The sequence below is a fragment of the Streptomyces sp. NPDC041124 genome, assembly GCF_055592385.1.
The window spans coordinates 1-25,116 of sequence record NZ_JBVIYR010000006.1; the positions used below are offsets into that span (position 1 = coordinate 1).

Here is a 25,116-nt window from a genome sequence, read left to right on the forward strand (position 1 = left end):
AAACGCCCGGTTACATTCCGAACCCGGAAGCTAAGCCTTACAGCGCCGATGGTACTGCAGGGGGGACCCTGTGGGAGAGTAGGACGCCGCCGAACTCCTATTAGAGCTCTGGCTCTTGGGCATACAGCCCGAGGGCCAGAGCTTTTTTGCGTTGAGGTAAGGTCGGGGAGCATCGTCGACATCATTTCCCACAGGAGGATCCCGGGTGGAGGTCCAGGAGACGCGGGTGCAGACAGACCGCGTCCTCACCATCCCGAACGTGCTCAGCATGGCGCGGCTCGTCGGCGTACCCCTGTTCCTGTGGCTGATCCTCAGGCCGGAGTTCGGCGGTCCGAAGAGCGACGGCTGGGCGCTCCTCGTGCTGGCCCTCAGCGGCGTCAGCGACTACCTGGACGGCAAACTCGCCCGGCGGTGGAACCAGGTCAGCAGCCTCGGCCGGCTGCTCGACCCCGCCGCTGACCGGCTCTACATCCTCTCCACGCTCGTGGGCCTCACCTGGCGGGAGATCCTGCCGCTCTGGCTCACAGCCGTGCTGCTGGCCCGCGAGCTGGTCCTCCTGGTGATGGTGGGGATCCTCAGGCGACACGGCTATCCGCCGCCCCAGGTCAACTTCCTGGGGAAGGCCGCCACCTTCAACCTCATGTACGCCTTCCCACTGCTCCTGCTCAGTGACGGAACTGGCTGGATCTCGTCACTCGCCGCAATTTTCGGCTGGGCGTTCGCCGGATGGGGTACAACCCTGTATTGGTGGGCAGGAGTGCTTTACGTGGTCCAAGTCCGCCGTCTGGTTCGTGCGGACCCTGTGGCCGATTGACCCCGCTGATCAGTACGCGCAACGTCGCGCGACGACCCGCACTGTAAAAGTGCCGGCCCCTCCTGGCGGGTGAAGTCGGTCCGACCGTCGTCTCTTCGAGGAGGACGCTTCCGACATGAAGGCCGTCGTGATGGCCGGAGGCGAGGGCACCCGCCTTCGCCCTATGACCTCAAGCATGCCCAAGCCGCTCCTGCCGGTGGCCAACCGGCCGATCATGGAGCACGTGCTGAGGCTGCTGAAAAGGCATGGGCTCAACGAAACCGTTGTGACAGTCCAGTTCCTTGCGTCGCTCGTCAAGAACTACTTCGGTGACGGCGAAGAGCTCGGAATGGAACTCACCTATGCCAATGAGGAGAAGCCCCTCGGCACCGCGGGGAGCGTCAAGAATGCGGAGGAGGCGCTGAAGGACGACGCCTTCCTCGTCATCTCCGGCGACGCCCTGACCGACTTCGACCTCACCGAGCTGATCAATTTCCACAAGGAAAAGGGCGCCCTCGTCACGGTCTGCCTGACCCGTGTGCCCAATCCGCTGGAATTCGGCATCACCATCGTGGACGAGGAAGGCAAGGTCGAGCGGTTCCTCGAGAAGCCGACCTGGGGACAGGTCTTCTCCGACACCGTGAACACCGGCATCTACGTGATGGAGCCCGAGGTCTTCGACTACGTCGACCCCGACGTGCCCGTCGACTGGTCCGGTGACGTCTTCCCGCAACTGATGAAGGAAGGCAAGCCCGTCTACGGCTACGTCGCCGAAGGCTACTGGGAAGACGTCGGCACGCACGAGAGCTACGTCAAGGCCCAGGCCGACGTCCTGGAACGCAAGGTCGACGTCGACATCGACGGCTTCGAGATCTCCCCGGGCGTCTGGGTCGCCGAAGGCGCCGAGGTGCACCCCGACGCCGTCCTGCGCGGCCCGCTCTACATCGGCGACTACGCCAAGGTCGAGGCCGGCGCGGAAATCCGCGAACACACCGTCGTCGGATCCAACGTCGTGGTGAAGAGCGGCGCCTTCCTGCACAAGGCCGTCGTGCACGACAACGTGTACGTCGGGCCGCACAGCAACCTGCGAGGCTGCGTCGTCGGCAAGAACACCGACATCATGCGGGCCGCGCGGATCGAGGACGGCGCCGTCATCGGTGACGAGTGCCTGGTCGGCGAGGAATCGATCGTCCAGGGCAACGTGCGGGTCTACCCGTTCAAGACCATCGAGGCCGGCGCCTTCGTCAACACCTCCGTCATCTGGGAGTCCAGGGGGCAGGCGCACCTGTTCGGAGCCCGGGGCGTGTCCGGCATCCTGAACGTGGAGATCACACCGGAACTCGCGGTCCGGCTGGCGGGTGCGTACGCCACGACGCTCAAGAAGGGCTCCACCGTCACCACGGCCCGCGACCACTCCCGCGGCGCCCGTGCGCTCAAGCGGGCGGTGATCTCCGCGCTGCAGGCCAGCGCCATCGACGTACGGGACCTGGAGAACGTACCCCTGCCCGTCGCGCGGCAGCAGACCGCGCGGGGCAGCGCGGGCGGCATCATGATCCGGACCACGCCCGGCGTGCCCGACTCCGTCGACATCATGTTCTTCGACGGGCAGGGCGCCGACCTCTCCCAGGGCAGCCAGCGCAAGCTGGACCGTGTCTTCGCACGGCAGGAGTACCGGCGTGCCTTCCCCGGCGAGATCGGGGACCTGCACTTCCCGGCGAGCGTCTTCGACTCGTACACCGGATCGCTGCTGCGCAACGTCGACATCACCGGAATCGCCGAGTCCGGACTCAAGGTGGTCGTGGACGCGTCCAACGGCAGTGCCGGACTGGTCCTGCCGAGCCTGCTCGGCAAGCTCGGTGTCGACTCGCTGACCATCAACCCCGGTCTCGACGAGTCCAGGCCGACCGAGACGGCCGACGTACGACGCGCGGGGCTGGTCCGGCTCGGGGAGATCGTGGCGTCCTCCCGAGCAGCCTTCGGCGTACGGTTCGACCCGGTCGGCGAGCGGCTGTCCCTGGTCGACGAGAAGGGGCGGATCATCGAGGACGACCGGGCGCTGCTCGTGATGCTCGACCTCATCGCCTCCGAGCGGCGCAGCGGCCGCGTCGCCCTGCCGGTGACCACCACCAGGATCGCCGAGCAGGTGGCGGCCTACCACGGAACGCAGGTCGAGTGGACGACCACCTCGCCCGACGACCTGACCCGCGTGGGCGGGGAAGAGGGCACGATCTTCGGCGGTGACGGCAAGGGCGGCTTCATCGTCCCGGAGTTCAGCAGCGTCTACGACGGCACCGCGGCCTTCGTGCGGCTCATCGGGCTCGTCGCCCGCACCCAGCTCACGCTCAGCCAGATCGACGCGCGCATCCCCCGGGCGCACGTGCTGAAGCGGGACCTGGCCACCCCGTGGGCGGTCAAGGGCCTGGTGATGCGGCGGGTCGTCGAGGCGGCCGGAGACCGCTTCGTGGACACCACCGACGGTGTGCGCGTGGTGGAGACCGACGGCCGCTGGGTGATGGTGCTGCCCGACCCCGCCGAGGCGGTCACCCACCTGTGGGCCGAAGGCCCCGACGACGCGTCCGCGCAGGCACTGCTCGACGAGTGGTCCGCGGTCGTCGACAGCGCGGGCAGGTAGGCCGGCAGCGCCCGACGACGGACCGAACGCCTGACCGGTGTGTCGGACAGGTGCCCCTGACGGGGCCCGTCCGGCACGCCGGTCAGGGCCGTTTCGGAGGTAGCGGCCGCGGCGTGCGACGATGTGCGGCATGCCGCAGCAACCCCCCGTTCGGAGCACCCCCGCGCGGCCCGCGCGCCCGGACGCCTCCATGTCGTTGCTCACCAACGTCATGGACCACAGCCTCGACGACGGATACGCCGAGGCCGCCGCGCGCAAGCAGTCCCACGGTGACGGCGGCCTGCCGAAGACCCTCCGGGCGAAGCTCGGACTGGCCGGCGGCCTGGTGCTTGCCGCGCTGATCGTGACCGTCGGTGCCGCGCAGGCCCGGGTGGAGGCTCCGGTCGTCGCGAAGGAACGCGAGGAGCTGATCGACCGGATCGACCGGGAGACCCGGGCCGCCGACAAGCTCGAGGACAGCGTCGACGGGCTGCGCGCCGACGTGAGCGCACGGCAGCGCGAGGCTCTGCGGGACAGCGGGGGCGGCGACCGGTCCACGCTGGTGGGCATACTGTCCGGCGCGAGCGCGGTGCACGGCCCCGGAGTGCGGCTCGTGGTGGACGACGCCAAGGACGCCGGCGGGGGCGGTGACGGTGACGCCCGGTCGGCCTCCGGATTCTCCGACACCGGCAGGGTCAGGGACCGCGACATGCAGCGCGTGGTCAACGGCCTGTGGGAGTCGGGTGCCGAAGCGGTCTCCGTCAACGGACAGCGGCTCACCGCCCTGTCCGCGATCAGAGCCGCCGGAGACGCGATACTGGTCGACAACAAACCGCTGGTGCCGCCGTACACGGTGCTCGCGGTGGGGGACGGGCGGCCGATGAGTGACCGGTTCCAGAACGGCGCGGACGGGCTGTACCTGCACGCCCTGCAGGAGAACTACGGCATCAGGACGGCCATCTCCGTGGAGGACGACGTCCGGCTGCCCGCCGCGCCGAGCGTCATCGTACGTACCGCACAGCCGATAACCGAGAAGGGCACATCGTGATCGCCGTACTGGGCCTCGTCGTGGGAGTCGTGGCCGGACTGTTGGTCCGGCCCGAGGTCCCGGCGGTTGTCGAGCCTTACCTGCCGATCGCCGTCGTCGCGGCGCTCGACGCCGTGTTCGGGGGACTGCGGGCGATGCTCGACGGCATCTTCGACGACAAGGTCTTCGTGGTCTCGTTCCTGTCGAACGTCGTCGTCGCCGCGCTGATCGTGTTCCTCGGCGACGAGCTCGGCGTGGGCGCCCAGCTGTCCACCGGTGTGGTGGTCGTCCTCGGCATCCGCATCTTCTCCAACGCCGCGGCGATCCGCCGGCACGTGTTCCGGGCGTGACGCCGATGAACGAACACGAGCACGACGAGACCACACGCCCGACGGTGACCCCGCCCAGGACCGCCCCCGAGGCCCCGCCCGCGGTCGGTCTGCGCAGGGAACTGCCCGCGGAGGTGCCCGCGAGTGCGCCCACACCCGCCGAGGAGGCCGTCCCGCGGGAAGCGGCCGGGCCCGCGCTGACCGGGCGGCAGAGGCTGGTGAAAGGGCTGTGGCCGCCGCGTCTGACCCGGGCGCAGCTCATCGTCGCCCTGCTGCTCTTCGGCCTCGGCTTCGGTCTGGCCGTCCAGGTGGCCTCCAACAGCGACGGCGACAGTGCGCTGCGCGGGGCACGCCAGGAGGACCTCGTGCGCATCCTCGATGAACTCGACAACCGAACAGAACGTCTTGAAGACGAGAAGCAGGGCCTCGAGAAGCAGCGCGAGGAGCTGGAAAACAGTTCCGACCAGGCCGAGGAGGCCCGCAGGCAGACGATCGAGAAGGAGAGGCAACTCGGCGTCCTGGCCGGCACCGTCGCCGCGCAGGGGCCCGGGATCACCATGACCATCGAGGACACCAAGGGGATGGTCGAGGCGGACATGCTGCTCGACGCCGTCCAGGAGCTGCGAGCGGCCGGTGCCGAAGCGATTCAGGTGAACGGTGTACGGGTGGTGGCGAGCACCTACCTGACGGATTCCGGCAGCGGTGTCGCCGTGGACGGGAACAAGATCACCGCGCCCTATCGTTTCAAGGTCATCGGCAAGTCGCAGGACCTCGAGCCGGCGCTCAACATCCCCGGAGGCGTGGTGCAGACTCTCGAGAAGGAACAGGCCACCGTTACCGTAGAGCGGTCCACCAAGATCGTTGTGGATGCCTTGCGGGCGGCGGAGCGGCCTGACTACGCTCGGTCGTCCTCCCGGTGAACCGAGGGTGCATGGGGGGCTTCCGGCGAGGGCATGAGGTTGCGGGGGGTCGGCGCACCGAATGGGTGGTGCGTGGTGGAAACTGTCTGGCGGAGGCGGACGTTGTGAAGATGTCCGGGTCGGCCAATGTGTTCAGTCAGGGTTCGTCCTGCCCCACGGGCGGGTCTGTTTCGGTCAAGGGGAATCGCCCGTGAAGTTGTTTGCGAAGTTGTTCGGCAAGAGCGCGCGGCGAGAGGACGGCGGCAACGCGACCGCTCGTCACCGCGCACAGCCTGACGCGGAAGGTCAGCGTCCGCTGTTCCGGGACCAGGTGGGTCAGGGTGCGCCGTCCGTCGACCCCGCGCAGTCGGGCGGCATAGGTTTCGGGCAGCAGCCGACCCCGGGTACGGGTGGTGGATACTCGGACCCGTACGCGTCCCAAGCCCCAGGTGGGCAGCCGCGGCAGGAGGATCCGTCCATGTCGGCCCTGGTGTGTACGAGGTGCGGTAACCGCAACGCGGAGAACAGCCGCTTCTGCTCCAACTGCGGCGCGCCGCTGAGGCCCGGCGTCACGCCGGAGCGCCCTTCGGAGACGACGTCGACGATCTCCATCTCCGGTCTCGAGGCCTACGACGCCGAGGCCACCGGTCAGACGCAGATGCCGACGCTCTCTCCGGAGGCGCAGGCGGCCGTCGACGCGCTGCCGGTGGGCTCCGCTCTCCTGGTCGTGCGCCGGGGGCCCAACTCGGGCAGCCGCTTCCTGCTGGACGGCGACCTGACGACGGCCGGGCGTCACCCGCAGAGCGACATCTTCCTGGACGACGTGACGGTCTCCCGCCGGCACGTGGAGTTCCGCCGCAGCCCCGACGGTTCCTTCACCGTGGCCGACGTCGGCAGCCTGAACGGCACCTACGTCAACCGGGAGCGGATCGACCAGGTCGCCGTCTCCAACGGTGACGAGGTGCAGATCGGCAAGTACCGGCTGGTCTTCTACGCGAGCCAGCGGGGCTACTGACGGCCCCGGTTCCGGCCGGGGGACCCCAGGGAAGGTCCATGCTTCAGACACCGAGCGGCGGTGCCGGTCACGGCGCCGCCGCCGCGGGCACCGGACTGATGAGCATCGGGGCGGTGCTGACCGTGCTGCGTGAGGAGTTCCCCGAGGTCACCATCTCCAAGATCCGCTTCCTCGAGTCGGAGGGGCTCATCGAGCCGCAGCGGACGCCCTCGGGGTACCGCAAGTTCAGCACCGGGGACGTCGAGCGCCTCGGCCACGTGCTGCGGATGCAGCGGGACCACTATCTGCCGCTCAAGGTGATCCGGGAGCACCTCGCGGCCATGGAGCGCGGAGAGGCCGTACCGCTGCCGGTTCTGAGCCGTCCGGGTGACGGTGAGGCCGCCCCGGAGCCGGCCCCCGACGGGCCCGCACCGGCCCGTATCGGACGTTGCCAGCTGCTCGCCGCCGCAGGCGTCGGGGAGAGCGATCTCGCCGAGTGGGAGTCCTACGGTCTGCTCGCCCCCTCGGAGGGCGGGGTGTACGACGCCGAGGCGGTCACGGTCGCCGGGCTCATCGCGGAGCTGGGGCGGTTCGGGATCGAACCACGTCACCTGCGGGTGATGAAGGCCGCCGCGGACCGGGAAGCCGGCCTGGTGGACCAGGTCGTCGCCCCGCTGCGGCGCCACCGCAACCCGCAGACCAGGGCGCACGCGGAGGCCCGCACCAAGGAGCTGGCCGGACTCGCGGTGAAGCTGCACGCGACGCTGGTGCAGTCCGCGCTCGGGGTGCGACTGCCCTGATCGCGCGGGTTCGGGAGACCGGATCGGCCACCCGATCCCTGCCCGACTACCCAAACGTCCCGGGCACGGCCTAGGGTTGCTGTGTGAACGAGCTCGATGTCGTAGGTGTCCGGGTCGAGATGCCCTCCAACCAACCGATCGTGCTGTTGCGTGAAGTGGGCGGCGACCGCTACCTCCCCATCTGGATCGGACCGGGGGAGGCGACGGCCATCGCCTTCGCCCAGCAGGGCATGGCACCGGCACGGCCGCTGACCCACGACCTTTTCAAGGACGTGCTCGAAGCCGTCGGACAGGAGCTCACCGAGGTACGCATCACCGATCTGCGCGAAGGTGTCTTCTACGCGGAGCTGGTCTTCGCCAGCGGGGTCGAGGTGAGTGCCCGCCCGTCCGACGCCATAGCGCTGGCGCTGCGCACGGGCACGCCGATCTACGGCAGCGACACGGTGCTGGACGACGCGGGGATCGCCATTCCGGACGAGCAGGAGGACGAGGTGGAGAAGTTCCGCGAGTTCCTCGACCAGATCTCGCCGGAGGACTTCGGCACCAGCAACCAGTGAGGGAGGGCGGCCGCCGCGACGGCTGGGCTGAGGGCCCGTGCGGCAGGCATTCGGCTAGCCTTTCCCCGGGGTGGGGCACGGTAAACCACTCTTAGGGTGATTATCACTCGGCGTGCCGAGTGTGGCGATCGTTGACGCACCCTTGGCGACTGCCTACCGTCGAGGAGGCAGGTCAAGGACGGAGGTCGGCGTGAGAAGCAGCGGCGACGGTACGGCTGGGGGTGCCCCCGGACACGGTCTCGGGGCGAGCGGGCCGTACCCTCCCCAGAGCTCCCGGCTCCGCCCGAGTGCGGGCCACCCCGGGCACGGCGGGGCGACCGGGGCGGTTCCTCAGCGGCCGACGGCCGTGCCGGCCGGCGGAGAAGAGGTGGGGGCCGCCGAGGAGATCGGCTACCGGGGGCCCACTGCCTGTGCCGCCGCGGGCATCACCTACCGGCAGCTCGACTACTGGGCCCGTACGGGTCTGGTCGAGCCGAGCGTGCGTCCGGCCCACGGATCGGGGACGCAGCGGCTGTACAGCTTCCGTGACGTCGTCGTGCTGAAGATCGTCAAGCGGTTCCTCGACACGGGCGTGTCGCTTCAGAACATCCGCAGCGCCGTGCAGCATCTGCGCGAGAGCGGCTTCAGCGATCTCGAACGCATGACGCTGATGAGCGACGGCGCCACCGTCTACGAGTGCGGCTCCCCGGACGAGGTCCACGCCCTGCTCCAGGGCGGCCAGGGGGTCTTCGGCATCGCCGTGGGTGTGGTGTGGCGGGACGTCGAGAGCGCCCTGTCGCAGCTGCACGGGGAGCGCGTCGACACCGGGGAGACCCTGGTCGGCCACAATCCGATGGACGAACTCGCGCGCCGCCGCAACAAGGCCGTCTGAGGAAGGCCCCCCGGGCCTGCCGAGGAGGGCGTTGTCAGTGGCGTAGGGCAGCATCGGACATGTGAGATCCGCGCCCACGATCCTGCATCTCGACATGGATGCCTTCTTCGCCTCGGTGGAGCAGGCGTCCAAGCCGAGTCTGCGCGGGAAGGCCGTAGTCGTGGGCGGGCTCGGGCCGCGCGGTGTGGTCGCCACGGCGTCGTACGAGGCACGGGTCTTCGGCGTCCACTCGGCGATGCCCATGGCACAGGCCCGGCGCCTGGCGCCGAACGCCGCGTACCTGGTGCCCAGGTTCGCCCTCTACCGCTCGATCAGCGAGCAGGTGATGAGGCTGCTGCGGGCCCTGTCGCCGCTGGTGGAGCCGCTCAGCCTGGACGAGGCCTTCGTGGACCTGGAGGCCGGTGGCACCGCCTGGGACGAGCGGTCGGCCCGCCTGGCGGGGGCGAGGCTGCGCGCGGACATACGGGAGGTCACGGGGCTCACCGGGTCGGTAGGGCTCGCCGCCTCCAAGATGCTCGCGAAGATCGCGTCGGAGCAGGCGAAGCCGGACGGGCTGGTGGTCATCGAGCCGGGTACCGAGCGGGCCCTGCTGGGGCCGCTGTCCGTGCGCACGCTGCCCGGCGTGGGCCCCGCGACCGGCGACCATCTGCGCAGGGCCGGGATCCACACGGTCGACGAACTCGCCGGAGCGGGGGAGGACGAACTCGTACGGCTGCTGGGCAAGGCCCACGGGCACGCGCTGTTCGCCATGGCGCTGGCGCGGGACGAACGGCCGGTGGTGGCTGAGCGGGAGACCAAGTCGGTGTCCGTGGAGGACACCTACGACGTGGACATCCACGACCGGGTGCGGGTCGGCACGGAGGTGCGCCGGCTCGCCGACCGGTGTGTGAGCAGACTGCGCGGGGCGGGCCTGTCGGGGCGGACCATCCAGCTCAAGGTGCGGCGGTACGACTTCTCCACGCTCACGAGGTCCGAGACGCTGCGCGGGCCCACGGACGATCCCGCCGTGGTGCGGGAGGCTGCCGAACGGCTGCTGGAGTCGGTCGACACCACGGGCGGGGTGCGGCTGCTCGGGGTGGGGGTCAGCGGACTGGCCGACTACACCCAGGAGGACCTGTTCGCACAGGCGGCGGGCGTGGCCGGAGAGGAATCCGCCGGGGAGGAGCCCGCGGCCGCGACCGTGGCGGACAGCCCGCCACCCGCCGAGCGGCACTGGACCGCCGGCCACGACGTACGGCACGCCGGACACGGACACGGCTGGGTGCAGGGCAGCGGCCTCGGCCGGGTCACCGTGCGCTTCGAGACCCCCGACTCCCCGCCGGGCCGAGTGAGGACCTTCCGCACCGACGACCCGGCCCTGCAGCCGGCGGATCCGCTGCCGCTGGTGTCGCGCGGACCCGGGAAGGACGAGGGGGCGGAGAACGGGGGAGGAGCGGAGGGTTCGTGAGCGCGGCGGGTCAGACCTGCTTGTCCCGGCCCGCGAGTTCGCCGAAGTCGCGGTCCCCGGGAGGAGGCGGCGCGGCGATGTCCAGACCGTAGTGGTGGTAGAGCTGGAGTTCCTGCTCGGGGGAGAGGTGACGGCCCACGCCGAAGTCGGGTGCGTCCTTGATCAGGCTCCGTTCGAACGGGACGTGGAGCGCCCCGTCGATCAGTTCGCTCGGCTCCAGGGGGACGAAGGCGTCCCTGCTGAACAGGCCGGTGCGTATGGCCGCCCACTCCGGCACGCCGGTGGCGTCGTCGAGGTACACCTCGTCGATGGTGCCTATGCGGGTGCCGTCGCGGTCGAACGCCTTGCGGCCGATCAGGTGGCGCGGATCGATGTCGGTCTGCACGGGCCCTCCACTGGTCGCACACTCATCCGTAAGCACTACAAAACGGCACAATCGGCGGGGCGGCCACTCGAAGACCCGGTCGTGTGCTCGCTGGTACGCTGGCAATCGGCTGCTGACCCCGTGCGGGAGAGTCCTCCGGACACCACCGGAGGCGCCGAAGGAGCAAATCCTCCCCGGAATCTCTCAGGCACACGTACCGCACGGACGAGGTCACTCTGGAAAGCAGAGCGGGTGTCGACGGCTTCCGCTCTCACCGACGGTGAAAGCCGGACCGCCCCGGGCGTTCCGGTGAAGCTCTCAGGTTGAGATGACAGAGGGGGAGGCCGTCCGGGCACCTGCGCCGTGGTGCCCCTCGAAGGTCGTCGGACCAGGAGGCCTCCTCAATGACCGCCCCTCGCACTCCGCTCTCCGCACTCGAACGGGGAATACCCTTCGAGCAGCGCCACATCGGCCCCGACCACGAGGCCCGGGCCAAGATGCTCGCCCAGGTCGGCTACGGCTCGCTCGACGAGCTGACCGCCGCCGCCGTGCCGGATGTGATCAAGAACGCCGAGGCGCTTGACCTGCCGGGCGCGCGGAGCGAGGCCGAGGTGCTGGCCGAACTGCGGACCCTGGCCGACCGCAACGAGGTGCTGGGCTCCATGATCGGGCTCGGCTACTACGGCACCTTCACCCCGCCCGTCATCCTGCGCAACGTGATGGAGAACCCCGCCTGGTACACGGCCTACACGCCGTACCAGCCGGAGATCTCCCAGGGCCGGCTCGAGGCGCTGCTGAACTTCCAGACCGTGGTCGCCGAGCTCACCGGGCTGCCGACCTCCGGCGCCTCCCTGCTGGACGAGGGGACCGCCGCCGCCGAGGCGATGGCTCTGTCGCGCCGCATGGGCAAGAACAAGAAGGGCCTGTTCCTGGTCGACGCGGACGCCCTTCCGCAGACCATCGCCGTGATCGAGACCCGTGCCGAGCCGACCGGCGTCGAGGTCGTCGTCGCCGACCTGAGCGACGGCATCCCCGCCGAACTCGCCGAGCGCGACATCAACGGCGTGCTGATCCAGTACCCGGGCGCCTCCGGTGCCGTACGCGACATCAAGCCGGTCATCGACCAGGCGCACGGCCTCGGCGCGCTCGTCACCGTCGCCGCCGACCTGCTCGCCCTGACCCTGCTGAAGTCGCCGGGCGAGCTGGGCGCGGACATCGCCGTCGGCACCACGCAGCGCTTCGGTGTGCCGATGGGCTTCGGCGGACCGCACGCCGGTTACATGGCCGTGCAGGAGAAGATGGCGCGCAGCCTGCCCGGGCGGCTCGTCGGCGTCTCCGTCGACGCTGACGGGCACAAGGCCTACCGCCTCGCCCTGCAGACCCGCGAGCAGCACATCCGCCGTGAGAAGGCCACCAGCAACATCTGCACCGCCCAGGTGCTGCTCGCTGTCATGGCCGGAATGTACGCCGTCTACCACGGGCCCGAGGGCCTGCGGGTCATCGCCCGGCGCACCCACCGGTACGCCACCGTCCTCGCCGAGGGGCTGCGGGCCGGCGGTGCCGAGATCGTGCACGGCTCCTACTTCGACACGCTGACGGTGCGCGTCCCCGGACGGGCCGCCGAGATCGTCGCCGCCGCCCGCGGCAACGGAGTCAACCTGCGCGGCGTCGACGCCGACCACGTCTCCCTCGCCTGCGACGAGACCACCACCCGGGCGCACCTCGCCGCCGTGTGGAGCGCCTTCGGTGTCGAGGGCGACATCGAGGCCCTGGACGCGTCCGCGGCGGACACGCTCCCGGACGCCCTGCTGCGCGACGACGAGTACCTGACCCACCCCGTCTTCCAGCAGCACCGCTCCGAGACCGCGATGCTGCGCTACCTGCGCCGGCTCGCCGACCGCGACTACGCGCTGGACCGCGGCATGATCCCGCTGGGCTCCTGCACCATGAAGCTCAACGCGACCACCGAGATGGAGCCGGTCACCTGGCCCGAGTTCGGGCAGCTGCACCCCTTCGTGCCCGCCGAGCAGGCGCAGGGCTACCTCACGCTCATCCGTGAGCTGGAGGAGCGCCTCGCCGAGGTCACCGGCTACGACAAGGTGTCCCTCCAGCCCAACGCCGGCTCCCAGGGCGAGCTGGCGGGCCTGCTCGCCGTCCGCGGCTACCACCGGGCCAACGGCGACGAACAGCGCACCGTCTGCCTGATCCCGTCCTCCGCCCACGGCACCAACGCCGCCAGCGCCGTGATGGCCGGCATGAAGGTCGTCGTCGTCAAGACCTCCGACGACGGCGAGGTCGACGTCGCGGACCTGCGGGCCAAGATCGAGCAGTACCGTGACCAGCTGGCGGTGCTGATGATCACGTACCCGTCGACGCACGGCGTGTTCGAGGAGCACGTCGCCGACATCTGCGCCGAGGTGCACGAGGCCGGCGGCCAGGTGTACGTGGACGGCGCCAACCTCAATGCCCTGGTGGGACTGGCCAAGCCGGGCCACTTCGGCGGTGACGTCTCGCACCTGAACCTGCACAAGACCTTCTGCATCCCGCACGGCGGCGGTGGCCCCGGCGTCGGCCCGGTCGGCGTGCGGGCGCACCTCGCGCCGTACCTGCCGAACCACCCGCTCCAGCCGGAGGCCGGTCCGCAGACCGGTGTGGGACCCATCTCGGCGGCGCCGTGGGGTTCTGCGGGCATCCTGCCCATCTCCTGGGCGTACGTGCGCCTCATGGGCGGTGAGGGCCTCAAGCGGGCCACCCAGGTGGCCGTCCTCAGCGCCAACTACATCGCCAAGCGTCTCGAGCCGCACTTCCCGGTGCTCTACACCGGCCCCGGCGGGCTGGTCGCGCACGAGTGCATCATCGACCTGCGCCCGCTGACCAAGGCGACCGGCGTGACGGTGGACGACGTCGCCAAGCGCCTGATCGACTACGGTTTCCACGCGCCGACGATGTCGTTCCCGGTGGCCGGCACGCTGATGATCGAGCCCACCGAGTCCGAGGACCTCGCCGAACTCGACCGGTTCTGCGAGACGATGATCGCGATCCGCGCCGAGATCGAGAAGGTCGGCTCCGGCGAGTGGCCCGCGGACGACAACCCGCTGCGCAACGCGCCGCACACCGCCGCCGCCCTCGGCGGGGAGTGGGACCACTCCTACGCCCGCGAGGAGGCCGTCTTCCCGGCCGGGGTGAGCGCCGCCGACAAGTACTGGCCGCCGGTGCGCCGCATCGACCAGGCCTACGGCGACCGGAACCTCGTCTGCTCCTGCCCGCCGCTGGACGCCTACGAGGACTGACGGAGGACGAAGGGCCCCGCTCCGGCACCGGAGCGGGGCCCTTCGCCGCCTGCCGCTAGGCCGGATACGCGTGCGTCTGCGTCGCCTTGACCGCGGCCCACACCGGCGCGCCCGGATGGAGGTCGAGTTCGGCGGCGGCGACCGTGGTGAGGTCGGCGGCCAGGGACAGTTCGCCGGTGAGTTCGGCGCGGATCTGGTCCCCGTGGGTCTCCAGGCCGGCGACCGCGCAGTGCCAGACGTTGCGGGCGCTGGAACCGGTGGGCCGGTTGCGGTGCAGGGTCACCGCCCCGGGCGGGAACGCCACGAACGCGGGTCCGGCGAGGTGCTCCGTGGTGCTGACGGAGGGGCCCGTGTCGAGCCGCACCGTGTGGCCCTCGGCCCGCCCCCGGTACAGGTTGAGACCGACCAGCCGGGCGACGTACTCGGTGCGCGGGTGGCGGGCGATGTCGGAGGGGGTGCCCTCCTGCACGACGCGCCCGTGCTCCACGACCACCAGGCGGTCGGCGAGCACCATGGCGTCCAGCGGGTCGTGCGTGACCAGGACCGCGACGGCCTCGAACGCGGCCAGATGGCGGCGCAGCTGCGCGCGCACCTCCAGCCGGGTGCGGGCGTCCAGGGCGGCGAGCGGTTCGTCCAGGAGCAGCAGCCGGGGGTGGGTGGCCAGGGCGCGGGCGAGTGCCACGCGCTGCGCCTGGCCGCCGGAGAGGTGCCGGGGCTTGGCGCCGGCGTGCTCGGTGAGCCCCATCCGCTCCAGCCACTCGGCCGCCCCGGCGCGGGCCGCCGCCTTGCCGGCGCCCCGGCAGCGGGGTCCGAAGGCCACGTTGTCCAGGGCCGTGAGATGCGGGAAGAGCAGATAGTCCTGGAAGACGACCCCTACCGGGCGCGATTCGGGCGGTGTGCGGAGCAGGTCCGCGCCGTCCAGCCGCAGACGGCCGGAGGTGAGGGGAGCGAGGCCCGCCAGGGCGCGCAGGGCGGTGGTCTTGCCCGCGCCGTTCGGGCCCAGCAGGGCGACGACGTCACCGGGGGCGGCGGCCAAGGCGATGTCCAGGCGGAACGAACCGCGGTCCACGACGAGGTGCGCGTCCAGCCCTTCGGGAGCGGTCCCGAAGGGGATGCCGGGCGTCTTGTCGGGTTTCTCCCGCATCATCGTCACCCGGCCCTCATCCAGCGGTCCCGCAGCCCGGCCAGTACGGCGATGGACACCGCCAGCAGGACGAGACTGAGGGCGATCGCGGCGGCCGGGTCGTTCTGCAGGGCGAGGTAGACCGCGAGCGGCATGGTCTGGGTGCGGCCGGGGAAGTTCCCGGCGAAGGTGATCGTCGCGCCGAACTCCCCGAGGGCCCGGGCCCAGGCCAGTACCGCGCCGGCGGCGACGCCGGGTGCGATCAGCGGCAGGGTGACGCGGCGGAACGCGGTGAAGCGGGAGGCTCCCAGGGTCGTGGCCGCCTCCTCGTAGCGAGGGTCGGCTGCCCGCAGCGTGCCCTCGACGCTGATGACGAGGAACGGCATCGCCACGAACGTCTCGGCGAGGACGACGCCCGCCGTGGTGAACGGCAGGGTGATGCCGAACCACGCGTCCAGCCACTGGCCGACGACGCCGTTGCGGCCGAGCGCGAGCAGCAGGGACACTCCGCCCACCACCGGGGGCAGCACCAGCGGGAGCGTCACCAGGGCGCGGACGAGACCGCGTCCGGGGAAGTCCGTACGGGCCAGCAGCCAGGCCAGCGGTACCCCGACGACCAGGCTCAGCGCGGTCGCCAGGGTGGCGCACAGCAGCGACAGGCGCAGCGCCTCCCACACCTCGGGGCTGGTCAGCTGCTCGGGCAGGCTGCGCCAGGGGGCCCGCAGGAGCAGGGCGAGGAGGGGCACCAGGAGGAACGCCAGGCCCAGCAGGGCGGGCACGAGGAGGGCGAGGGGGACACCCCGGCCGGGCGTGCGCGGGCGTGAGGTGCGGGGCACTTGACGGCCGGTGGTCACGGCTCCAGGAATCCCGCCTCGCCGAGGACCTTCCGGCCTTCCGCGGACGTGACCGACTCCACGAACGCCTTCGCCGCCGACGGGTTCGGGGCGTCGTCGAGCCGGGCGATCGGATAGTCGTTGACGGCCTCGGCGGATTCGGGGAAGTGCACGCCCTCCACCTTGTCACCGGCCGCCCGGACATCCGTGCCGTACACGAGGGCGGCGTCCGCCTCCTTCAGCTCGACCTTCGTGAGCGCGCTCCTGACGTCCTGCTCGTAGGAGACGGGGGTCAGCCCGACGCCGCCCGCGGCGAGCGCGGTCCGTGCGGCGGCGCCGCAGGGGACCGTCCTGTCGCACAGCACGACCTTCAGCCCGGGCGCGGTCAAGTCCTGAAGGGTGCTGATCCCGTGCGGGTTGCCCGGCGCGGTCGCGATCTGCAGCCGGTTGCGGGCGAACGTGCTCGGGGCGCCGGCCGTGCGGCCCTCGTCCGTGACGAGCTTCATCGTCTTCGCGCTGGCCGCGGCGAAGACGTCGGCGGGGGCGCCGTTGCTGATGCCTGCCGCCAGGGAGTCGCTGCCGCCGAAGCTGAAGGTGACCTCGGCCCCCGGGTGTCGCTTCTCGAACCGCTCGCCCAGCTCCGTGAAGCTCTCCTTGAGGGAGGCGGCCGCGAACACGGTGACCGTGCCGGTGACGGCGTCCCCCTCCGCTGCGGGGGAGGATCCCGAACCCGACGGGGAACAGCCGCTCAGCGCCAGTACGGTGACGGCTCCGAAACCGGTGAGCCGGCGGGACGCGCGGGCCCGGCGCGTGCGACGGGTCATCTCGGAGACTCCCTCGGTGGTCGGAGGAAGAGCCCGGGGACCCTCCCGATACGCCGATCATACCGGCGCATCTGCCACGTCGAAGTCACCTTTACTCTCGCGTGAGCCAGGAAATGAAGGCCCCGTGCTTGCAGATGCGTACGAGACGGTGGGCTTCCCCGTTCACACGCGGTCGATATGGACGCTGGTCGACTTCACACGGGCGGTGGCCTCCATGCCGACCTCCAGGCCCAGTTCCTCGACCGCCTCGCGGGTGAGCAGGGAGACGAGACGGTGCGGACCCGCCTGGATCTCCACCTGCGCGGCGACGTCACCGAGCTTGATCGCCGTGACGATGCCGGGGAAGGCGTTACGGGCGGAGGTGTACGGGGCGTCCTCCTCGGTGGTGCCCGCCCTGGCGAGTTCGACGGAGAACGCGGCGAGGTCCCGTCCGTCGACGAGCCGCCGTCCGCCGTCGTCGCGGTGGGTGGTGACGCGCCCCGCGTCCGCCCAGCGGCGGGCGGTGTCCGGGCTCACTCCGAGCAGCTTCGCTGCCTGGCCGATGGTGTAGGACTGCATGCGGGTCACGATAGGGCGCGGGATGGGGGCGGGGTGGGGTGGTGGTCAGGTCCTGCGGGCGCCTGTGAGCGGCTGAGCGGCTCCGGACACCCGTCGGGGCCGGTCCGCATGAGGTGTTCGCGGTCCGGCCCTGCGGTGCCCGGGCGGGGCTCAGGCGGTGGTCAGGCTGGCGCCCCGGGTGCGCTGCGGGGCGATGACCCTCCCGTCGGGCAGGAGTTCACCGGTGTCCTCGAAGAGCACCACACCGTTGCACAGCAGGCTCCAGCCCTGCTCCGGGTGGTGCGCCGCGAGACGGGCGGACTCCCGGTCGGCGGAGTCGGCTGAGGGGCACGGTGGCTGGTGCTGGCACATGGGTGGGATCTCTCGCTCTGTGGTGACCTGTGAGTCGTCTGTCGTTTCGCGGCGTGAAGCATCGTTCATGGCCGCCCCCCGTTGTGATAGGCCGGTCGGAAACCAGTGTTGCCCCACGGACGACGTTCCGCAGGGATTTCGCGGCACCGCTCCTCACACGTTGATGACGCATCACCCGCGCGGACGGTTCATCCCAACTGCACTGTCACTTCGGGTGGTTCACCGAGGCCGGATGGGGCTGGTCCGCCGGCCCGGACAGGAGCGCACCCCGCCCCCGGGGGTACCGGGGCGGGGTACACGGAGGTCAGGCCGGCGATCCGAGCAGGCGGGTCGGGGTCACCCGGTGCGTCAGCACCGGCAGCAGATCGGTGACCCGGTGCGGGCGGTGGGCGGCGATGCCCGGGGGCGCCGGTGCGAGCGGGACGAGCAGGTCGGTGGCGGCCGGGTGGCCCGTGGAGCCGTCCGCGGTGGGATCGCCGTGGAGCCAGAGCGTCAGCATGTAGAGACCGGGCACCGACAGCAGCCGGGGCTGGTACGGCTGCGCCATGGCCTCCGCCTGGCGCAGGGCGCGTTCGGTGGAGGCGATGTAGGGGCCCTCGAAGAAGCGGGAGAACGCCCAGCCGTCGGCGGTGAGCACGGTGTCCGCGGCGGCCACCGCCCGGTCGCCGGTGCGGATCAGGAAACGCCACCCGGCCAGCCGGGTCGCGGTCCCGGCGTCGGCCGTGACCCGGTCCAGGACGTGCACCGGAAGAGGCAGCTCGGGTGAGGCGGGGCCCTGGGCGCCCAGCAGGGAGGGGGTGCGTGCCTCTCGGACCGCGGTCGGTGAGGAGAGCGCGGTCAGGACGGAACGCAGTGCGGGCGCGGGAGCCGGGGAAACGTGCAGCGGCATGGTGGGTCGCCTCTCATTCGAAGGCACAGTGGCGCGAGGGCGGGGCGTGGCGGGGCGGACGGCGCTGTCAGCTCGCGAAGGTCAAGAGGCAGGGGCCGGGGTCTGAGCGCGGGAGACGGGGGTGAGGACTGTCGCACGCCGCCTCTCGGCTGGATCACTCGACCGCGGGCGCCAACCTTCTGCCTTGTGGGCGAAGTTTATACGACACGTGTTCGGCCTATGTTTCGTCTAGCTGTTTCCGGCCCGGCGGGCAAGGGTACTTCTGGCCGGTGAAACGCGAAAATGATCCCGATTCCACGACGGGTGCGCGCCGGTGACCTCGGATAACGACCGCCGAGCGGTCGGCCAATTCTCATCGGCTTTTTTCACGAGCCCGTAACCGGCGTGTGCCGTACGGGTCGCGCCATGCCCCGTGAATGTGCCACTGGTCACCTTCGGATCAGACTAGCGGCTGACAGCTCACTCCGGGGCGTTATCGATCGCATCCGCGGGGCATCCTCCCTTGTGGACCGGGACCCCGGCGGCCGTTCTTCGGCCCGCCCATCCGAGGAGGGACGCTTCGATGGGGGAAAAGGTCGTGGCAGGTCAGTTCGACCTGTCCGATCGCCAGCGCTACCGCGAGAAGCTCCGCCGTTGCCTGACGGGCCTGGAGCGACTTCTGGCGGAGAAGCGGTTCGATCGCCCGAAGAACCTCATGGGGCTGGAGATCGAGCTGAATCTCACGGGCGCCGACGGCATGCCGAGAATGTTGAATGCGCAAGTCCTCGAACGGATCGCCAGCCGGGACTTCCAAACGGAACTCGCGATGTTCAATCTGGAAGTGAACATCGCGCCCCACCGATTGGGCGGACGGGTATTCGACCGGCTCGACGAGGAACTGCGTACCTCGCTCGCATATGCCGACCGAAAAGCCGGCGAGGTGGACGCGGGCATCGTGATGATCGGCATTCTTCCGACACTGGACCGGGACGATCTGGTCTCCTCGAACCTTTCCGCCGTCGACCGCTACGCGCTGCTCAACGATCAGATCGTGGCAGCGCGCGGTGAGGACTTCACCCTCGACATCGACGGTGTGGAGCACCTCAGCTGCACCTCGAAGTCCATCGCCCCCGAGGCCGCCTGCACATCGGTGCAGTTGCACCTCCAGGTGACGCCTGAGCGTTTCGCCGGCGTGTGGAACGCGGCGCAGGCCGTCGCCGCCGCACAGATCGCCGTGGGTGCCAACTCGCCGTTCCTGTTCGGCCGTGAACTGTGGCGGGAGTCCCGGCCCCCGCTGTTCCAGCAGTCCACCGACACCCGCCCGCCCGAGCTCCAGGCCCAGGGCGTGCGGCCGCGCACCTGGTTCGGGGAGCGGTGGGTGACCTCGGCGTTCGACCTCTTCGAGGAGAACCTGCGCTACTACCCGGCCCTGCTGCCCATCTGTGACGACGAGGACCCGCTCGAGGTACTGGACCGGGGCGGCGTCCCCTCCCTCGCCGAGCTCGTCCTGCACAACGGCACCGTCTACCGCTGGAACCGCCCGGTCTACGGCATCGCCGACGGCGTCCCCCACCTGCGGGTGGAGAACCGCGTGCTGCCCGCCGGCCCCACCATCACCGACGTCCTCGCCAACGCGGCCTTCTATTACGGCCTCGTCCGGGCCCTGGCGGAGGACAGCCGCCCGGTGTGGACCCGGCTGCCCTTCGAGGCCGCCGCCGCCAACTTCGACGCGGCCTGCAAGCACGGCATCGACGCCCGCTTCACCTGGCCCCGGCGCGGCCGCCTCGGTGGTCTGGGCGAGGTGGACGCGGTCACCCTCGTACGGGACGAGCTGCTGCCGCTCGCCGAGGCCGGACTGGACGCGTGGGGGATCGAACCCGCCGACCGCGATCTGTACCTCGGTGTGATCGAGGAGCGCTGCCGGCGCCGGGTGAACGGCGCGACCTGGCAGGCCGCCACCTTCCACCGGGCGCTCGATCTGGGGCTCAGCCGCGAGGCCGCCCTGGCCGCCACCACCCGCCGCTACCGCGAGCTGACGGCACAGGGAGATCCCGTGCACACCTGGCCGGTGGGACTCCCGGAACCGGTGCCCACGGGCTGACCCGCGCGGTGGCCCCCGGCCCGGGCCCACGGCCGCTGCCCTCATACTGATCGGACCGATCGGTGATGTGGAGGCAGGTGTGCAGGCGGAGGCGGGCCCGGGGGCCGATTCCCTTCCCGAGCGGAGGCCGTCACGGACGACGCTCCGCAACGAGACGCTGCTGGTGCTCGCGCTGTCGCTCGGTGCGAGCGCGGTCTCGGCGCTGATCAGCTTCGTCGGCTCGGTGACGAAACCGGGCGGACTCGAGGACCAGGCCGCCACCCTGAACGCCTCGGCCGCGCCGGGCCGCCCCTGGCTGGACCTGGCCTGGCAGCTCTTCGGCATCACCACGGCCCTCGTCCCCGTCGCACTGGTCGCGCACTTCCTGCTGCGTGAGGGCGTCGGGCTGCGCACCCTCGGCTTCGACCGCACCCGCCCCTGGTCCGACCTCGGGCGCGGAGCGGCGGTCGCCGCCGTCATCGGCAGCAGCGGCATCGCCTTCTACCTGGCCATGCGCGGCCTCGGGTTCAACCTCACCGTGGTGCCGGAGGCACTGCCCGAGGTGTGGTGGAAGTACCCCGTGCTGATCCTCTCGGCGTTGCAGAACTCGATCGTCGAGGAGGTCATCGTCCTCGCCTACCTGCTGCGCCGCCTCGACCAGTTGGGCTGGTCCCCGGGCGCCGCCATGGCGGGCAGCTCGCTGCTGCGCGGCTCGTACCACCTCTACCAGGGCATCGGCGGCTTCGTCGGCAACATGGTCATGGGCGTGGTGTTCGTGTACCTGTACCGGCGCTGGGGGCGTGTCGGGCCGCTGGTGGTCGCGCACACCCTGCTCGACATCGGGGCGTTCGTCGGGTACGCGGTGCTGGCCGGCAGGGTGGACTGGCTGCCGACGGCGTGAGGGGCGCGGCGCGGGGGAACGGGCCCCCGCGCCGCGGCGGGGTCAGACCAGCAGATCGCCTTCGATGACGGTCACGGCCCGCCCGCTCAGCAGGGTGCGTTCGCCGCGCACCTCGGTGCGGACACGGCCGGAGCGCGCCGAGGCCTGGAGCCCGGTGAGGACGGAGCGGCCGAGGCGCTCGGACCAGTACGGGGCCAGCGCGGTGTGCGCGCTGCCGGTGACGGGGTCCTCGTCGATGCCGACGTTCGGGAAGAAGCAGCGGGAGACGAAGTCGTAGCCGAGGGCGGGGTTCTCGGCCCGGGCGGTGGCGATGACGCCGCGTTCGGAGCAGGCGGACAGGGCCGCCAGGTCGGGCTTCAGGGCGTGCACGGTCCGCTCGTCGGCGACCTCGACCAGCAGGTCCCCGATGTCCGGGCCGGTGTCGAATGCCGCACGGGGTTCGGCGCCCAGCGCCCGCGCGACACCCTCGGGGAGGCCGACCGGGGTGAGCGGGGCCGTGGGGAAGTCCAGTGTGATGGTGCCGTCCTCGCCGGGGCTCGCGACGAGCACACCGCTGCGCGTGGCGAACCGCACCGTGCCCCTGTGCGCGCCGGTGCGGTACAGGACGTGCGCGGTGGCCAGGGTGGCGTGGCCGCACATCGCCACCTCCGTGGCCGGGGTGAACCAGCGCAGCGCCCAGTCGGCCTCGCCGCCGTCGGGGAGGGGGTGGGCGAAGGCGGTCTCGGCGTGGTTGACCTCCAGGGCGACGTTCCGCAGCCAGTTGTCGTCCGGGAAGGCGTCCAGGAGCAGGACCCCGGCGGGGTTGCCGGCGAAGGGCCGGTCGGTGAAGGCGTCGACGATTCGAATCCGCATGGTGCCGACCGTACGGGCTGAGAGAAGCCGCGGGCGAAGGCCGATCGGCGACGGCTGGACCTGTCGGTGACTCGCCGGGGTGTTCCCGCCGCCTGAGGTCCCTCGGTCGCCGAAGCCTTGTCGGACGAGCGCTTCCGATATATCGTTGAAGTATCGCGACAGATCAAAGAGGGAACGGTGGTGGCGATGCGTACCCACGGCTACGAGCACGGACACGGTCACGGCGGCCCGCGGGGCGGCCGGGGCGACTTCGACCGGCCGCGGGCGGCCTTCGGGCCCTTCGGCCCGGGGGGCCCGGGCGGTCCCGGTGGCCCGTTCGGTCCCGGATTCGGCCACGGTGGCCCCTGGGGCGGGCGCGGACGCGGGGGGCCGAGGGGGAGGGCCCGGCGGGGTGACGTGCGGGCCTCGATCCTGGCCCTGCTGAAGGACCGGCCCATGCACGGCTACGAGATGATCCGGGAGATCGCCGAGCGCAGCGGCGGGGCGTGGAAGCCCAGCCCCGGGTCGGTGTACCCCACCCTCCAGCTGCTGGAGGACGAGGGCCTGATCGTCAGCGAGTCCGAGGGCGGCAAGAAGCTCTTCTCCCTCACCGTCGAGGGCCGCACGGCGGCCGAGGAGGGGCCCGAGGCCCCTTGGGAGGAGGCCTCGCGCGGGGTCGACTGGGAGGCGCTGAGCGAGATCCGGCAGGCCGGCTTCGGACTGATGGAAGCCTTCGGGCAGGTCTGGAGGACCGGCAGCAAGGGGCAGCGGGAGAAGGCCCTCGCCGTCATCAACGAGGCCCGCAAGAAGCTGTACCTGATCCTCGCCGACGAGGACTGACCGGGAGCAGGGAGGTTGAGGGCTGGGGCGGCGCCGGGGCGTGCGCGAACCGGCGCGCGCCCCATGGTGGGAAACGCCCTGATCTCCTCCGCAAGGAGGAGATTCCGCCCCGGGCGTCCACTTCCCGTGGGACCCCAAGATGCTTCCCGCCGGGGATGCCACCGGGCCCGTGGGACTGATGGGGTGGGGATGTGCAACCCCGTATCCCCCGGCAGCAGGGCAGCGAGCTCCCGGAGCAGGGCGTCCCGCGCCCGGACGCCGACGCCGGGCTCACCCCCGAGCTGGCAGCGGCCGTCGCCGCCGCCCGCCGCAGGGCGGTCCGGGACGGGGACCGGCAGATCGACACCGCCCACCTGCTGCACTCGCTGCTCGACCACGACGCCGAGGTGCGAGCCGCGCTCGGCGAAGGGCCGCGGATGGCCCGGCTGCTCGGCTACCTGGTCCAGCGCAGCATCGGCTACGGCCTGCGCTGGCAGGGTGCCATCGAGGACTCCGGCGCCGTCCCCGTGGTGGCCGACGCCGCGGGCTTCTCACCACTGGCCGCCAGCTGCGTGGAGCGCGCCCGCGAGCGTGCCGTCCGCGGCGCGACCGGCCCGGCCTCCGGCACGGACCTGCTCGCCGCGATCGTCGCCGACCCGCAGGCACGCGCCGTCGAAGTGCTCGGACGGGCCGGGATCGACCCCCGAGAACTGCTCACCCGGCTCGAGGCGCCGTCCAGCCGGTGAGACAGGTGTCATGGGGGGTGACGCTCCTGTCGACGCCTGTCATCATGTGCCGGTGCCTACCTCTGTCACCACCCGGGCCCCCCGTGAAAAGAGTCTCGGGCTCGGTCTCGCGCTGCTGTCCGCCCTCGCCTTCGGGGGATCGGGTGTGGCGGCCAAGCCGCTGATCGAGGCGGGCCTGGATCCCCTGCACGTCGTCTGGCTGCGGGTGGCGGGCGCGGCGCTCGTCATGCTGCCGCTGGCGGTGCGCCACCGCGGACTGCTGCGCCGCAGGCCGGGACTGCTCGCCGGGTTCGGCCTCTTCGCCGTGGCCGGCGTCCAGGCCTGCTACTTCGCCGCGATCTCCCGCATCCCGGTCGGAGTCGCGCTGCTGGTCGAGTACCTGGCGCCCGCGCTCGTGCTCGGCTGGGTGCGGTTCGTGCAGCGGCGGCCGGTGACCCGCGCCGCCGCGGTGGGGGTGGTCCTGGCGGTCGGGGGCCTCGCCTGTGTCGTGGAGGTGTGGTCGGGGCTCGGCTTCGACGCCCTCGGACTGCTGCTCGCCCTCGGCGCGGCCTGCTGCCAGGTCGGCTACTTCGTCCTGTCCGACCAGGGCAGCGACGGCGAGGAGGCACCCGACCCGCTCGGCGTGATCGCCTACGGGCTGCTGATCGGCGCCGCCGTCCTGACCGTCGTCGCCCGCCCCTGGTCCATGGACTGGACCGTGCTCACCGGCAGCGCGGAGATGGACGGCACCCCGGTCGCCGCGTTCGTGCTGCTGGGCTGGATCGTCCTGGTCGCCACGGTCGCCGCCTACATCACCGGGGTGGTGTCGGTGCGCCGGCTCTCGCCGCAGGTCGCCGGCGTCGTGGCCTGCCTGGAGGCGGTCATCGCCACCGTCCTCGCCTGGTTCCTGCTCGGCGAGCACCTGTCGGCGCCGCAGATCGCCGGCGGCGCGGTCGTCCTCACCGGCGCGTTCATCGCCCAGTCCTCGGCCCCCGCCAAGGGCTCCGGGACACCGGTGGCGGGCGGCGGACCCGAACGGGAGTTGTCCACGCCGGGAAGGAGCGCCTAGGGTGCCGATCATGCATGCGCACGGACTCGTTCTTCCGCCTCCGGCAGCCTGACGCGGGCCCTCCGGCACACCCGCCCGGCTGGTCGCCGGGTGTGACGGTGCTGCCCGCAGACGGAGTCCGAGGACCCCGCCGCTCCGGCCCCGACCGGACC

General features: G+C 71.4%; 24 protein-coding genes, 1 rRNA gene and 1 riboswitch. Of the genes, 17 read left to right on the plus strand and 8 right to left on the minus strand.

Annotated features, from left to right (window positions below; translation table 11 throughout):
• From rrf to ACZ6A9_RS17345, 11 genes are all read left to right on the plus strand, one after another.
• Positions 1 to 95 (plus strand): 5S ribosomal RNA (rrf, locus tag ACZ6A9_RS17295); the annotation flags it as partial.
• A 110-nt stretch (positions 96 to 205) separates the two neighbouring features.
• Complete coding sequence (locus tag ACZ6A9_RS17300; RefSeq protein ID WP_468985794.1) at positions 206 to 814, plus strand: CDP-alcohol phosphatidyltransferase family protein; 609 nt, start codon at positions 206 to 208, stop codon at positions 812 to 814.
• 115 nt (positions 815 to 929) lie between these two features.
• Positions 930 to 3,425, plus strand: a complete 2,496-nt coding sequence (locus tag ACZ6A9_RS17305; protein WP_468985796.1) for a sugar phosphate nucleotidyltransferase — start codon at positions 930 to 932, stop codon at positions 3,423 to 3,425.
• Between the two features lie 130 nt (positions 3,426 to 3,555).
• Positions 3,556 to 4,452 carry a DUF881 domain-containing protein gene (locus ACZ6A9_RS17310; protein WP_468985800.1) on the plus strand — a complete coding sequence of 299 codons (897 nt, stop codon included), beginning with the start codon at positions 3,556 to 3,558 and terminating at the stop codon, positions 4,450 to 4,452.
• Positions 4,449 to 4,781 (plus strand): small basic family protein, encoded by a 333-nt coding sequence (locus ACZ6A9_RS17315; RefSeq protein ID WP_030808725.1) that lies wholly within the window; start codon positions 4,449 to 4,451, stop codon positions 4,779 to 4,781. The genes ACZ6A9_RS17310 and ACZ6A9_RS17315 overlap by 4 nt, the downstream gene beginning before the upstream one ends.
• 5 nt (positions 4,782 to 4,786) lie before the next feature.
• Entirely contained in the window at positions 4,787 to 5,680 is an 894-nt protein-coding gene (locus ACZ6A9_RS17320; RefSeq protein ID WP_468985806.1) for a DUF881 domain-containing protein, read from the plus strand.
• A gap of 61 nt (positions 5,681 to 5,741) precedes the next feature.
• A complete protein-coding gene (locus tag ACZ6A9_RS17325) occupies positions 5,742 to 6,674 on the plus strand; it encodes an FHA domain-containing protein (RefSeq protein ID WP_468985809.1) in 933 nt (310 codons plus the stop codon).
• A 38-nt stretch (positions 6,675 to 6,712) separates the two neighbouring features.
• Positions 6,713 to 7,453, plus strand: a complete 741-nt coding sequence (gene ftsR, locus ACZ6A9_RS17330; protein WP_468985812.1) for a transcriptional regulator FtsR — start codon at positions 6,713 to 6,715, stop codon at positions 7,451 to 7,453.
• 83 nt (positions 7,454 to 7,536) lie between these two features.
• A complete protein-coding gene (locus tag ACZ6A9_RS17335; protein ID WP_004934251.1) occupies positions 7,537 to 8,010 on the plus strand; it encodes a bifunctional nuclease family protein in 474 nt (157 codons plus the stop codon).
• Positions 8,011 to 8,200: 190 nt separating this feature from the next.
• Positions 8,201 to 8,881, plus strand: coding sequence for a MerR family transcriptional regulator (locus ACZ6A9_RS17340; RefSeq protein ID WP_468985815.1), 681 nt, complete (start codon positions 8,201 to 8,203; stop codon positions 8,879 to 8,881).
• Positions 8,882 to 8,942: 61 nt separating this feature from the next.
• Positions 8,943 to 10,328 carry a DNA polymerase IV gene (locus ACZ6A9_RS17345; protein WP_468985818.1) on the plus strand — a complete coding sequence of 462 codons (1,386 nt, stop codon included), beginning with the start codon at positions 8,943 to 8,945 and terminating at the stop codon, positions 10,326 to 10,328.
• 10 nt (positions 10,329 to 10,338) lie between these two features.
• On the opposite strand, the gene ACZ6A9_RS17350 is transcribed toward ACZ6A9_RS17345, so the two are convergent.
• Positions 10,339 to 10,713 carry a PRC-barrel domain-containing protein gene (locus ACZ6A9_RS17350; protein ID WP_468985821.1) on the minus strand — a complete coding sequence of 125 codons (375 nt, stop codon included), beginning with the start codon at positions 10,711 to 10,713 and terminating at the stop codon, positions 10,339 to 10,341.
• A gap of 113 nt (positions 10,714 to 10,826) precedes the next feature.
• Positions 10,827 to 10,922, plus strand: a riboswitch (glycine riboswitch).
• Positions 10,923 to 11,096: 174 nt separating this feature from the next.
• On the opposite strand from ACZ6A9_RS17350, the gene gcvP reads away from it, so the two are divergent.
• Positions 11,097 to 13,982 carry an aminomethyl-transferring glycine dehydrogenase gene (gene gcvP, locus ACZ6A9_RS17355; RefSeq protein ID WP_468985823.1) on the plus strand — a complete coding sequence of 962 codons (2,886 nt, stop codon included), beginning with the start codon at positions 11,097 to 11,099 and terminating at the stop codon, positions 13,980 to 13,982.
• Positions 13,983 to 14,037: 55 nt separating this feature from the next.
• Here the strand turns inward: gcvP and ACZ6A9_RS17360 are convergent, their stop codons facing one another.
• The 6 genes from ACZ6A9_RS17360 to ACZ6A9_RS17385 all read right to left on the minus strand — a co-directional run bounded on the left by ACZ6A9_RS17360 (position 14,038) and on the right by ACZ6A9_RS17385 (position 18,560).
• Entirely contained in the window at positions 14,038 to 15,129 is a 1,092-nt protein-coding gene (locus ACZ6A9_RS17360) for an ABC transporter ATP-binding protein (RefSeq protein WP_468987200.1), read from the minus strand.
• 2 nt (positions 15,130 to 15,131) lie between these two features.
• A complete protein-coding gene (locus ACZ6A9_RS17365) occupies positions 15,132 to 15,959 on the minus strand; it encodes an ABC transporter permease (protein ID WP_468985826.1) in 828 nt (275 codons plus the stop codon).
• Positions 15,956 to 16,762, minus strand: coding sequence for a molybdate ABC transporter substrate-binding protein (modA, locus tag ACZ6A9_RS17370; protein WP_468985829.1), 807 nt, complete (start codon positions 16,760 to 16,762; stop codon positions 15,956 to 15,958). Before modA ends, ACZ6A9_RS17365 begins: the two co-directional genes overlap by 4 nt.
• 162 nt (positions 16,763 to 16,924) lie before the next feature.
• Positions 16,925 to 17,320 (minus strand): TOBE domain-containing protein, encoded by a 396-nt coding sequence (locus ACZ6A9_RS17375; RefSeq protein WP_468985834.1) that lies wholly within the window; start codon positions 17,318 to 17,320, stop codon positions 16,925 to 16,927.
• Positions 17,321 to 17,470: 150 nt separating this feature from the next.
• The gene (locus tag ACZ6A9_RS17380; RefSeq protein WP_468985837.1) at positions 17,471 to 17,671 is read right to left on the minus strand and encodes a DUF5999 family protein; all 201 of its coding nucleotides are present in this window, start codon (positions 17,669 to 17,671) and stop codon (positions 17,471 to 17,473) included.
• Positions 17,672 to 17,975: 304 nt separating this feature from the next.
• Complete coding sequence (locus ACZ6A9_RS17385) at positions 17,976 to 18,560, minus strand: hypothetical protein (RefSeq protein ID WP_468985840.1); 585 nt, start codon at positions 18,558 to 18,560, stop codon at positions 17,976 to 17,978.
• Between the two features lie 562 nt (positions 18,561 to 19,122).
• Between ACZ6A9_RS17385 and ACZ6A9_RS17390 the strand changes: the two genes are divergently transcribed.
• Entirely contained in the window at positions 19,123 to 20,640 is a 1,518-nt protein-coding gene (locus ACZ6A9_RS17390) for a glutamate-cysteine ligase family protein (protein ID WP_468985844.1), read from the plus strand.
• 79 nt (positions 20,641 to 20,719) lie between these two features.
• On the plus strand, positions 20,720 to 21,520 hold the full coding sequence (locus ACZ6A9_RS17395; RefSeq protein WP_468985847.1) for a CPBP family intramembrane glutamic endopeptidase: 801 nt from the start codon (positions 20,720 to 20,722) through the stop codon (positions 21,518 to 21,520).
• Positions 21,521 to 21,562: 42 nt separating this feature from the next.
• Here the strand turns inward: ACZ6A9_RS17395 and ACZ6A9_RS17400 are convergent, their stop codons facing one another.
• Entirely contained in the window at positions 21,563 to 22,372 is an 810-nt protein-coding gene (locus tag ACZ6A9_RS17400; RefSeq protein ID WP_468985849.1) for a PhzF family phenazine biosynthesis protein, read from the minus strand.
• 186 nt (positions 22,373 to 22,558) lie between these two features.
• Here ACZ6A9_RS17400 and ACZ6A9_RS17405 point away from each other — a divergent pair, with 186 nt between their 5' ends.
• The 3 genes from ACZ6A9_RS17405 (at position 22,559) to ACZ6A9_RS17415 (ending at position 24,964) form a co-directional block, all read left to right on the plus strand.
• The gene (locus ACZ6A9_RS17405) at positions 22,559 to 23,191 is read left to right on the plus strand and encodes a PadR family transcriptional regulator (RefSeq protein ID WP_468987202.1); all 633 of its coding nucleotides are present in this window, start codon (positions 22,559 to 22,561) and stop codon (positions 23,189 to 23,191) included.
• 191 nt (positions 23,192 to 23,382) lie between these two features.
• Positions 23,383 to 23,916, plus strand: coding sequence for a Clp protease N-terminal domain-containing protein (locus tag ACZ6A9_RS17410; RefSeq protein WP_468985851.1), 534 nt, complete (start codon positions 23,383 to 23,385; stop codon positions 23,914 to 23,916).
• 46 nt (positions 23,917 to 23,962) lie between these two features.
• Positions 23,963 to 24,964: an EamA family transporter gene (locus tag ACZ6A9_RS17415; protein WP_468985853.1), complete on the plus strand. Its 1,002-nt coding sequence runs from the start codon at positions 23,963 to 23,965 to the stop codon at positions 24,962 to 24,964.
• The last annotated feature ends 152 nt before the right edge of the window (positions 24,965 to 25,116 follow it).